Source organism: Streptomyces litchfieldiae, assembly GCF_031845365.1.
In the GTDB taxonomy this organism is placed as follows: Bacteria; Actinomycetota; Actinomycetes; order Streptomycetales; family Streptomycetaceae; genus Streptomyces; species Streptomyces litchfieldiae.
This window is the reverse complement of the sequence record NZ_JAVREL010000044.1, coordinates 1-10,359: the sequence shown is the minus strand read 5'-3', so window position 1 is coordinate 10,359 and position 10,359 is coordinate 1. Positions and strand designations below refer to the sequence as shown.

The 10,359-nt window shown below is 72.1% G+C and carries 10 protein-coding genes and 1 riboswitch; of the genes, 4 read left to right on the top strand and 6 right to left on the bottom strand.

Annotated features, from left to right (window positions below; translation table 11 throughout):
• Positions 1-355 precede the first annotated feature (355 nt).
• Together RM590_RS35160 and RM590_RS35155 are read right to left on the bottom strand one after the other, a co-directional pair.
• Positions 356-1,789: an ATP-binding protein gene (locus RM590_RS35160; RefSeq protein WP_311708887.1), complete on the bottom strand. Its 1,434-nt coding sequence runs from the start codon at positions 1,787-1,789 to the stop codon at positions 356-358.
• Positions 1,790-2,019: 230 nt separating this feature from the next.
• Complete coding sequence (locus tag RM590_RS35155; protein WP_311708886.1) at positions 2,020-2,352, bottom strand: hypothetical protein; 333 nt, start codon at positions 2,350-2,352, stop codon at positions 2,020-2,022.
• Between the two features lie 160 nt (positions 2,353-2,512).
• Positions 2,513-2,631, top strand: a riboswitch (SAM riboswitch).
• 18 nt (positions 2,632-2,649) lie between these two features.
• Here RM590_RS35155 and RM590_RS35150 point away from each other — a divergent pair.
• The 3 genes from RM590_RS35150 to RM590_RS35140 all read left to right on the top strand — a co-directional run bounded on the left by RM590_RS35150 (position 2,650) and on the right by RM590_RS35140 (position 5,529).
• Positions 2,650-3,948 carry an aminotransferase class V-fold PLP-dependent enzyme gene (locus RM590_RS35150; protein WP_311708885.1) on the top strand — a complete coding sequence of 433 codons (1,299 nt, stop codon included), beginning with the start codon at positions 2,650-2,652 and terminating at the stop codon, positions 3,946-3,948.
• Between the two features lie 111 nt (positions 3,949-4,059).
• Positions 4,060-4,959: a nitroreductase/quinone reductase family protein gene (locus tag RM590_RS35145; RefSeq protein WP_311708884.1), complete on the top strand. Its 900-nt coding sequence runs from the start codon at positions 4,060-4,062 to the stop codon at positions 4,957-4,959.
• Between the two features lie 93 nt (positions 4,960-5,052).
• A complete protein-coding gene (locus RM590_RS35140) occupies positions 5,053-5,529 on the top strand; it encodes a MarR family winged helix-turn-helix transcriptional regulator (RefSeq protein ID WP_311708883.1) in 477 nt (158 codons plus the stop codon).
• Position 5,530: 1 nt separating this feature from the next.
• Here the strand turns inward: RM590_RS35140 and rocD are convergent, their stop codons facing one another.
• From rocD to RM590_RS35120, 4 genes are all read right to left on the bottom strand, one after another.
• On the bottom strand, positions 5,531-6,760 hold the full coding sequence (gene rocD / locus RM590_RS35135) for an ornithine--oxo-acid transaminase (RefSeq protein WP_311708882.1): 1,230 nt from the start codon (positions 6,758-6,760) through the stop codon (positions 5,531-5,533).
• A complete protein-coding gene (gene ddaH / locus RM590_RS35130) occupies positions 6,757-7,590 on the bottom strand; it encodes a dimethylargininase (protein ID WP_311708881.1) in 834 nt (277 codons plus the stop codon). Before ddaH ends, rocD begins: the two co-directional genes overlap by 4 nt.
• Positions 7,591-7,674: 84 nt before the next feature.
• A complete protein-coding gene (locus RM590_RS35125) occupies positions 7,675-8,178 on the bottom strand; it encodes an Lrp/AsnC family transcriptional regulator (protein ID WP_311708880.1) in 504 nt (167 codons plus the stop codon).
• Positions 8,179-8,365: 187 nt separating this feature from the next.
• Positions 8,366-8,938: an RICIN domain-containing protein gene (locus tag RM590_RS35120; RefSeq protein WP_311708879.1), complete on the bottom strand. Its 573-nt coding sequence runs from the start codon at positions 8,936-8,938 to the stop codon at positions 8,366-8,368.
• Between the two features lie 142 nt (positions 8,939-9,080).
• Between RM590_RS35120 and RM590_RS35115 the strand changes: the two genes are divergently transcribed.
• Entirely contained in the window at positions 9,081-10,238 is a 1,158-nt protein-coding gene (locus tag RM590_RS35115) for an RNA-guided endonuclease InsQ/TnpB family protein (RefSeq protein WP_311708878.1), read from the top strand.
• Positions 10,239-10,359 lie beyond the last annotated feature (121 nt).

The following is a 10,359-nucleotide window of genomic DNA, read 5'->3' as shown; positions in this document are numbered from 1 at the left end:
ACGGCCGGGTATGAGCTGCGATCCGGTGCCTTGCTGGGGGTACCTCCCAGGCCCCCAAGGGCCTGGGGGGGCACCGCGTCTGACGCCGCGGGCTGATCCGACCGGGAACTCGATACAGGCCCTAGAGGTGCGCCTCGGCGCATGTGCGGAAGGCCGCGAGCAGCCGGTTGTGGTCGCCGGCGCGGGTCGCGATCAGGACGTGGCTCGGCCCGACGCCGTGCAGCGGCGTTGTCGCGCGTCAGCAGCGCGCAGATGAAGAGATACGTCCCCAGGACCGGAGCCAGGGCCGCAGCCCGGCCCCCGGCGGGGCCCGCCCGCGCCTGTCACGGGATTCGAGAGCCGCTCGTTTCCCCGGCTACCGCCAGGCGCGGACCAGGTCTTCCGGGCCCCAGTGCGCCGCGAGGGGCAGGCCGTCCTCGACGCCGCTGCGGGAGACGGCCACCAGCGGAGTGCCCGCTTCGGTTCCGGGGACCGCGAGCATGTCCCGGGCCATGGCGTCGTACTCGCGCCGGCCGAACGGCTGGGACTCAAGCCACTTGATGGAGCCGATGAAGTGCACCGCGCCGGCCACGGGTTCACGGTCGGCGCCGATCAGGTCGACCTCGGGGTTGCTCTGCCGGTTCCACCAGCCGCCGACCGCCTCCGTCCGCGGCCACCGCTCGTCGGGCAGCAGCCGCAGCAGCGACTCGCGGATGACCGGCTCGACCGCACGTCCGCGCCAGGTGGCCCAGGACCGCTCGATGCGTTCCAGGGCCACATCTCCGCGCCCGCGCTCGATGAGCGGGATTCCCCGTTGCAGGAAGGCCAGCCAGAATCGGAGATAGGGATCGGCGACGCGGTAGCGCTTGTTCCTGGTGTCGGCCTTGGCGGACAGCGGCAGATCGGCGGCGAGAATCCGCCTGGCCTGCAGGGTGTTCAGCAGCGGGGACAGTATCCCCGAAGGCAGCGCGCCCGCTCCCCCGGCATGTGCGGCGATGGCGGCGAAGGTCCGTTCCCCGCTGCCGACCGCCTCCAGGACCGCCCGCGCGTGCGAGGCGGCGGGGAACTCCCCCAGCAGCGACAGCTCCCCCGCTGCCAGCAGCGGCGACAAAGGGCTGGCCACCGCCTCGCGCAGGAAGTCCGTGCGGCGCGTCCCCGGCCGCCATGATTGGACGATCTCGGGAAAACCCCCGGTGATCAGCAGCGCGTCGACCGCGTCCGCCGCGTCCAGACCGGTCAACGCCTGCACGTCGGCCAGGTGCAGCGGCCGTACGGTCATCTTCGCCGCCCGCCCGAAGAACGGTCGGCCGTAGGACTGCAGCGCCTCCATCACCGACATGTCGCTGCCCACGAGAAGGAGCAGCACCGGCTTGGCGGACAGATGGCGGTCCCAGACCGTCTGCAGCGCCCCCTCGAACTCCCCGTCCTGCTCCACCAGCCACGGCACCTCGTCGATCACCGCGATGCTCGGGGCGTCGTCCGGCACCGCGACGGCGAGCGATCGCAGCGCCTGGTTCCAGTCCGCGGTCCGCAGCCCGGCCACCAGTTCGGCCCCCGGCAGCGTGGACTGCGCGAGCGTCGCCGCGAAGTCCGCCCGCTCGGCAACGGCGTTGCGGCCCCGGGTCGCCTGGAAGACCACATACGGAACCCGGGACCGGTCGCAGAACTCCTGGACCAGACGGGACTTCCCAACCCGGCGCCGCCCGGTCACAATCACAGCCCGCCCACGGGTGCCACCCGCGCCCTCGGACACCAGGCTCAGCTGCCGGGCCAGCACGTCGAGGTCGGCAGCCCTGCCCTTGAACTCCATCGCCACCCGGCCACCTAGAGCAGATTGAATCTTACGTAGATTGAATCTTACCTGCCACGCCCGGCCCCGGGGTGGCCCAGGGTGATTCCTTTCCCGCGGGTCGGGGTTTCCCGCTGGAGCGCCACCGGGTACACGCGGGGGCCTCATCATCGCCCCGGTCGGGCGCTCCGCCTGTCGCCGCCGGGCGGAGCGCGGGTCTCCCGGCCGGCGGCCGGGAGACCCGCCGGGGATCAGTGCGCGGGGAAGAACTTCACGCTGCCCGCACCCTGGGACTCGAAGCCGGAATTGGGCGGGATGTCGCGAGGAAGTTCGTAGGCGCAGGCGCCGTCGGCGTACAGGCGCGCGGTGAACACCGTGGCGTTGTACCCGCCGACCACCGTCTCCTCGGCGTCGCCGATCGGGTAGCACATGTAGGGCTCGGGGTAGTCCACCTTGTCCTGGCCCCCGGCCGCGGTGTGGTACCTGAACGTCCCCGTCTCATAGGCGTGGGCGGTGGAGGCCAGGCCCGGGACGGCGATGAGCGCGGCGGCGGCCACGCCTCCGGCGATGTGTCGAATGTGCATGTTTTCCTCTCCTGTTGGCAGTTGTGCCAGGGAGCCACAAATGAACACCCGCCGTGCTACCCCCCGCAACCGGTCGAATGCATAACGTACTTCCATCGCGTGATCCTCTTCCTCCTGGCGAGTGCACCGGGCGGACGCGATGTGGCAGAATCACCCGCAAGGTCACGAGTGACAGCGCCCATGGGCCCCGGCCCGCTGTCCGGCAACCCTCCTCCGTTGGCGGGGTGCCCCGGGTGATGACCGGGCCGCGGACAGCAGGGTCCGCGGCAAGCGCGGACCCCAGGAAGCTGTCCCGACATGAGCAATTCCACTATTTCTGCCATTTCCACCCCTTTCTCCGACACCGCCTCCGCCGTCGCGCTGCCCGTTCTCAGCGCGGATGTGCGGGTGCCGCTGCGCACCGGCGGCGAGATCGCGTACGCGGCGCTGGACTACGCGGCCAGCGCGCCGGTGCTGTCCCACGTCTGGGCGGATGTCGCGGAGTTCGCGCCGCTCTACGGCAGCGTGCACCGGGGTGCCGGTCATCTCTCCCTGCGCGCCACGGAGTTGTTCGAGCACAGCCGGGCGACGGTGGCCGCGTTCCTGGGCTGCCGCCCCGGCGACCAGGTGCTCTTCACCCGGTCCACCACGGACTCGCTGAACCTGCTGGCCGCGGCGCTGCCGCCGAAAACCCGGGTGTTCGTGTTCGAGTCGGAGCACCACGCCGCCCTGCTGCCCTGGCGGCGGCACGCGGTGACCCATCTGCCGGTGCCGGGCTCGCCGGAGGAGTCGGTGCGGGCGCTGGACGAGGCCCTGGCCGGGGCTCCCTCCGGGGAGCCGAAGCTGCTGTGCGTCACCGGCGCGTCCAATGTGACCGGCGAGCTGTGGCCGGTGCGCGAACTGGCCGCCGTGGCGCACCGGCACGGCGCGCGGGTGGTGCTGGACGCGGCGCAGCTCGCGCCGCACCGCCGCGTGAACATCGCCCAACTGGACGTGGACTGGGTGGCGTTCTCCGGGCACAAGCTGTACGCGCCGTTCGGCGCCGGGGTGTTGGCGGGCCGGGCGGACTGGCTGCGCGCGGCCGAACCCTACTTGGCGGGCGGCGGGGCGACGCGCGTGGTGGCGAGCCGGGCGGGCGGCGGGCTGGCCGTGGAGTGGGTGGCCGACGAGGCGCGCCACGAGGCCGGTTCGCCGAACGTCATCGGCTGTTACGCGATCGCCTCGGCCTGCCGGGCGCTGTCGGCGGCCGGGTTCGACGCGCTGGAGGCGCACGAGTCGCGGCTGCTGGGGCTGCTCCGGGAGGGGCTGGCCCGGGTGCCGGCCGTCCGGGAGCTGTCGCTGTTCGGGCCGGGCGCGCCCCGGGTCGCGGTGGTGTCGTTCACCGTGGCGGGCTGGGACAGCGCGGAGTTCGCGCGGGAGCTGTCGGAGCGGTACGGGATCGGCGTACGGGCGGGCCTGTTCTGCGCGCAGCCGCTGGTGCGCAGGCTGCTGGGCGCGCAGGGTCCGGCCGACGGCTGCGCGGGCCCGGAGCAGGCGGTGCGGGTGAGCTTCGGCGCGGGCACGCCGGAGGAGCACGTGACGCGACTGGTGCGCGCGGTCGGTGAGTTGACGGCGTAACGGCGCGGGCGGCGCCGCCGCGCATGGCGCGGGTCCCCCTTCGCGGCCCACCCCCGCGCCTGATAGCTTTGCTTTCAAAGCAAAGCCACCTACTCACCCTGGGGGTCACGCGTGAGCGGCTGGAACGAGCAGATCATCAAGGAATTCCGGGAGAACAACGGCGCGGTGGGCGGCATGTTCGAGGGCGCGCCCCTCGTGCTGCTCACCACGGCCGGCCGGCGCACCGGCCGGCCGCACACCACCCCGGCCGTCCACCTGCGGGACGGCGAGCGGTATCTGGTGTTCGCCTCCAACGCCGGCGGGCCCCGGCACCCGCACTGGTATCTCAATCTGCTGGCGAGCCCGCAGGTGACCGTCGAGACCGCCGGCGAACACGGTTCGGTGCGCAAGCTGGCGGCCCAGGCGGTGCCGCTGGAGGGCGAGGAGCGGGACCACTGGTGGGAACGGCAGTGCCAAGTCGACCCCGGCTTCCGCGAGTACGAGGCGAAGACCGACCGGACGATACCGGTGGTCGCCCTCCACCCACTGGTCCTCTCCCCCGGCGACGACCGCGCCCGGCTCATCGGCCAGCAGCTCCTCCAGGCCCATGACCTGCTGCGCGGCCAACTCCGGGATGTACGCGAGCGGTTCGCGCAGCTCGCCGCCGGGGAGCGGCCGGGCGCCGCGCCCGCGCCCGGGGCGGCCGAGCAACTGCGCGCGCACTGCCTGACGTTCTGCCATGGGCTGCACCTGCACCACATCCGGGAGGACGGCGCGTTCACCGCCTTCGAGGAGCGGTTCCCCGACCTGGTGCCCGTCATCACCCGGCTGCGCGCGGAGCACGCCGTGATCGAACGGGCGCTGGAGCGGCTGGCCGACCTCCTCGACCGGGAGCCGCCGACCGGCGACCCGGCGGCGCTGACGGCGCTGCGCGAGGAGGTGGAGGCCGCGGTCGCCGACCTGGAGGAGCACTTCGCCACCGAGGAGGCGCATTTCCTGCCCGCCCTGGAGGGCCTGGCCGCCGCGTCCTAAAGCGGCCCGGCGAGCCGCGCCCCGGCGCTGTTGTAGCGTGGGCCTCCCGGAGTCACCGGGAGTGGCCACGCGGCGTCGAAGGGGTTCAGCGGCATGACGGCGGAGGATCCCCGGGAGCTGAGCGCCGACGACGCGATCCGGGCGATGCTGCTGCTGATGCCGCGGGTGGCCGCTCGGCTGAAGCGGGTGGAGATCCCCGAGCGGCTGCGCTCGTTCAACCTGGCGCCGCGGCATCTGTCGCTGCTGGCCTACCTGTTGTTCGACGGCCCGATGCTGGTGAGCCGGCTTGCCGCCCGGCTGGAGGTCGCCCCCACCACGGTGAGCCTGATGGTGAGCGACCTCAGCCGGCAGGGCGTGCTGGAGCGGCACCCGGACCCGGCGGACGGCCGGCGCACCGTTGTGACGCTCACCGAGGAGCCGGAGACCCGCGCGGCGATCGAGGGCTGGCTCGCCAACGGGGCGCACGCGTGGCGGAAGGCGTTCGAGCCGTTGTCCCCCGCCGAGCGCGCCCTGTTCGTCCGCACGATCTCGACCTACGAGAACGCGGCCCTCGGCGGCACCGACGAGTAGGCTACTCCGCCAGGACGGCGGCGAGCCGGTCCAGGGCCCAGTCCAGTTCGGCCTCGGTGATCGTCAGCGGCGGGGCCAGGCGGATCGTCGAGCCGTGGGTGTCCTTGACCAGCACGCCCTCCGCCATCAGCCGCTCGCTGACCTGCCGCCCGGTGCCGATCGACGGGTCCACGTCCACCCCGGCCCACAGCCCCCGGCAGCGGTGGCCCACGACGCCGTGGCCGGCGAGGGCCGTCAGCCGGGCGTTCAGCAGCTCGCCCAGCTCGGCCGCGCGGCGCTGGTACTCGCCGGTGCGCAGCAGCCCGATCACGGCCGAACCGACCGCGGCGGCCAGCGGGTTGCCGCCGAAGGTCGAGCCGTGCTCGCCGGGGCCGAGTACGCCCAGCACCTCGCGGCGGGCGACGACCGCCGAGACGGGGACGATGCCGCCGCCCAGCGCCTTGCCCAGCAGCAGCATGTCGGGCAGCACGGACTCGTGCTCCACGGCCAGGGTGGTGCCGGTGCGGCCCAGGCCGGACTGGATCTCGTCGGCGATGAACAGCGCGTCGGCCCGCCGGGTCAGCTCGCGCACCGCCGTGAGATAGCCGTCGTCGGGGATGATGACGCCCGCCTCGCCCTGGATCGGCTCGATCAGCACGGCCGCCGTGGTCTCGTCGACGGCCGCCTCCAGGGCGGGAATGTCGTTGTAGGGCACGACGCGGAAACCGGGGGTGAACGGGCCGAAGCCGTCGCGCGCGACCGGGTCGCTGGAGAAGCCGACGATGGTGGTGGTGCGGCCGTGGAAGTTCTCCGCGGCCACCACGATCGTGGCCCGGTCGCGGGGCACGCCCTTGACGTCGTAGGCCCACTTCCGGGCGACCTTGATGCCGCTCTCCACGGCCTCCGCCCCGGTGTTCATCGGCAGCGTCACGTCCAGGCCGGTCAGCGCGGCCAGGTCCTCGGCGAAGCCGGCCAGGCGGTCGTTGTGGAAGGCCCGGGAAGTCAGCGTCAGCTCGTCCAACTGGCGGCGCGCCGCGTCGATCAGCGCGGGGTGGCGGTGGCCGAAGTTGAGCGCCGAGTACCCGGCGAGCATGTCGAGGTAGCGGCGCCCCTCCACGTCCGTCACCCACACGCCCTCGGCGCGGGAGACGACGACGGGCAGCGGGTGGTAGTTGTGGGCGAGCACCGAGGACTCGGCGCGGATCAGCTCCGCCGAGGAACGGGTGGGGGTACCGGTGAGCGGTGCGGTCATGGCCGGATCTCCTGAGTGCAGCACTTGATGCCCCCGCCGGCCTTGCGCAGCTCGGACAGGTCGAGGGGGACGGGAACGTAGCCGCGGCGCGCGAGCCGTTCGGCGAGGCCGTGCGCCTGGGCGGCGATGAAGACATGACGTCCGTCCGAGACGGAGTTGAGGCCGAACGCCATCGCGTCCTCCTCGGTGGCGAGCACCGCGTCGGGGAACAGCCGCTCCAGCACGGCGCGGCTGCCCGGGGTGAACGCCGCCGGGTAGTAGGCGACGTTCGCGGCGCCCGGGTCGTCCTGCCCGTCGTCGAGCGCGAACAGCGCGGTGTCGAGGTGGTAGAACAGCGGATCCGCCAGGCGCAGCCCGACGACCGGCACACCGAAGAACTCCTGCGCCTCCGCGTGCGCGGCGGGCGCGGTGCGGAATCCGGTGCCGGCCAGCAGATAGGGGCCGACGGGCACGAGGTCGCCCTCGCCCTCGCACACCGCCTGCGGCTCATGGACGTCGAAACCGGCGTTCTTGAACCACAGTTCGTACGCGGCGCTCTCCGGCTGCCGCTGTGGCGCGGCGAAGCGGGAGCCGAGGACGCGGCCGCCGAGGACGACGGCCGCGTTGGCGGCGAAGACCATGTCGGGCAGGTCGGGCAGGGGCGCCACGGTCTCCACCGTGTGCCCGTGGTCGCGGTAGGCCCGGACGAGGGAGTGCCACTGGTCGAGGGCCAGGGCGGTGTCCACCGGGGTGTCCTCGCGCATCCAGGGGTTGATGGCGTAGCGGACGTCGAAGTACCGGGGTTCACAGGTCAGGAAGCGCCGGGGGCGGCGAACGCGCGGGGCTGGCATACCACCCACGGTAGGAACGCCGTGAGCGGCCGACAAGAAACCACGATTGCGCGTGCACGCAGCGGTGTTGCGTCGTTGGGCCGGTCAGCGGCGGTTCGTTTCGTCCGCGTGGGTGGCCGGGGACGCGCCGGCCTCCGGACTGCCGGAGAGGAGGTGCGACAGGACGATGACGCTGATCGTCTTGCGGATGAACGGCACCTCCCGGATGCGTTCCAGCACCTCCTCGAAGTGCTCGATGTCGGCGGCCCGGATGTGCAGGAGGGCGTCGGCGCCCCCGGTGACCGTCATCGCGGCGGTCACCTCCGGGTAGTCCCGCACGACCTCCGCCAGCCGCCGGGGCGGGGCCGCGCCCTGGCAGTAGACCTCCACATACGCCTCGGTGCCCCAGCCCAGGGCGCTCGGCCGCACCATCGTGGTGAACCCGGTGATCACGTCCGCCTCCCGCATGCGGTCCACGCGCCGCTTCACCGCGGGGGCGGAGAGGCCGATGGCCGCGCCGATCTCGGCGAAGCTGGTCCGCGCGTTGGCGACGAGCGCGGCGACGATCTTGCGGTCGAGGTCGTCCAGCACCATGGGGTGACTTGTCATGATTGTTTACCCTTTGATCTGCGGCCGTGCGAGACGGATGGTGTGCCTGCCATGGTTGATACCCGTCGGCCCCGGGCTGCCGGTGCTGGTGGTGTCTACGAGGCGCGCGGCGCGGCCACGGGAAACCGCAGGGTGCCGCCGGTTCCGGCCCCGGCGGCACCCTGCGTTCATGCGACGTTGTTTCTCGTTACGGCTGGGTTTCCGTGACGGTCCAGCGCTGGTTGGCGCCCGAGTTGGGCTGCCAGGTGCCGACCGGCGCGCCGTCGCTCGTCGCCTGTCCGGGCACCTCCAGCACCCGGCCGCTGGCCGCGGTCACCAAGGTCCAGGTGCCGTCACCGGTGGTGGACATGATCCACTGCGCGGCGGCGGGCGCCCGGCCCCGGTCGGGCTCCAGGACCACCGAGCCGTCGCGCTCGGCGAGGCGGCGGCCGTCGGCGGCGCTGGTCAGGACGTAACGCTCGCGGTTGGTCTCGCCCCGGGTGACCTTCTCCAGCTCCCAGGTCTGGGCGGCGTCGGCCGCGTCGGGGGTGCGGATGACGGTGCCGGTGCCGGCCGCGTCGGCGGTCAGCGCCCGGCCGCTCTGCACGCCCGTCAGCGTGTACTCGCCGCCGCGCTGGACGAGCGCGGCGTCGCGCGCGACACCGGAGACGCCCTCGACGAGGAACGTGGTCACCGACTGGCCGGGCACCGTGACGGTGGCGCGGCGGTCCGCCACGGTGACCGGGTCGCCGTGCACCAGCGCGCCGTCGGCGTCGGTCACCACGTTCCAGCCAGGAAGCCCAGGGCTTCGGCCCTGGAGGAATGGCTCCTCCGGCACGGAGCCGCGCAGCGGGGAGAGTGCTCTTCGTTGTGTCTGGACGGTGAGTTGATGTCCTGGCGTTGACCGTATTAGCGTGTTCTGTGTGAAGATTGTGGCGCAGGTGAAGTTGCAGCCGTGCTCAGCGCATGACGCGGATGCGTTGGCTGCGACCCTGCGTGCCTGCAACCGGGCGGCGAACTGGGCGTCCGAGGTGGCTTTCGCCAAGGACCTCAAGCGGCGGAACGTGTTGCAGAAGGAGGTGTACTTCGCGCTCAAGGCCGACTTCGATCTCGGGGCGCAGCCCGCTGTGCGGGTCGTCAAGAAGGTGTGTGACGCCTACGCGACGCTCAAGGGCAACATCAAAGCCGGGAATTTCGGCCCCGAAGGATCGAAGCGGCGCAGGCGGGCGGAGTCCAGGCCAGTCGTCTTCCGGGACGATGCGGCGCAGCCGTTCGACGACCGCATCCTGACGTGGAACCTCGACCGGCGCACCGTGTCGATCTGGACGGTCGCCGGGCGGATCAAGAACATCCCATTCGTCTGCTCCGACAAGGCCATGAAGTTGCTCGCCTCGCGCAGGGGAGAGTCGGACCTGGTGATGCGGGACGGGAAGTTCTTCCTCATCGCCACCATCGACATCCCCGAACCGGGGACCTACGAGCCCGCCGGATTCCTCGGTGTGGACCTGGGCATCGTCAACATCGCCACCACCTCCGACGGTCAGATCCTGGCCGGACGCAGGCTGAACAGGTATCGCGAGCGGCACCGTGATCTGCGGACCAAGCTCCAGAAGAAGCGCACCAAGTCCGCCAAGCGCGCGCTCAAGCGCATCCGCCGCCGCGAAGCACGGCACGCGGCGAACACCAACCACATCATCGCCAAGCAGCTCGTCGCGACCGCTGAACGCACCTCGCGCGGGATCGCCCTGGAAGACCTTTCGGGCATCCGGCAGAGGGTTACGGCCAGGAAAGACCAGCGGTCGGAGCTGCACTCCTGGGCCTTCGCCCAGCTCGGCGCGTTCGTCGAGTACAAAGCCCGGCGGGCGGGTGTGCCCGTGGTCTTCGTCGACCCTCGCAACACCTCCCGGCAGTGCTCCGAGTGCTGGCACACCCACCGCTCGAACAGAGTGAATCAAGCACGGTTCGTGTGCCGGTCCTGCGGGACCGTGATGCACGCGGACCACAACGGCTCCCGCAACCTCGCCCACCGGGGCGAGGCCGTGTGGCAGCGGGGCGCAGTCAACCGCCCCAGCACGGCCTAGCCCCGTACTTCGCGGGTCGCTGATTCAGGTCTGCAACCAGCGCGGTTGCATCACTTCTAGGCCGAGGAGGTCCAGCAGGTGGAGGTGGACTCCCCGGGCCATGAGGATGGTGGGCGGGTCG

Bases quoted from the DNA above. Each gene is read 5' to 3' on its own strand.
- RM590_RS35160 (WP_311708887.1), bottom strand. From the start codon at position 1,789: ATGGAGTTCAAGGGCAGGGCTGCCGACCTCGACGTGCTGGCCCGGCAG.
- RM590_RS35155 (WP_311708886.1), bottom strand. From the start codon at position 2,352: ATGCACATTCGACACATCGCCGGAGGCGTGGCCGCCGCCGCGCTCATC.
- RM590_RS35150 (WP_311708885.1), top strand. From the start codon at position 2,650: ATGAGCAATTCCACTATTTCTGCCATTTCCACCCCTTTCTCCGACACC.
- RM590_RS35140 (WP_311708883.1), top strand. From the start codon at position 5,053: ATGACGGCGGAGGATCCCCGGGAGCTGAGCGCCGACGACGCGATCCGG.
- rocD (WP_311708882.1), bottom strand. From the start codon at position 6,760: ATGACCGCACCGCTCACCGGTACCCCCACCCGTTCCTCGGCGGAGCTG.
- ddaH (WP_311708881.1), bottom strand. From the start codon at position 7,590: ATGCCAGCCCCGCGCGTTCGCCGCCCCCGGCGCTTCCTGACCTGTGAA.
- RM590_RS35125 (WP_311708880.1), bottom strand. From the start codon at position 8,178: ATGACAAGTCACCCCATGGTGCTGGACGACCTCGACCGCAAGATCGTC.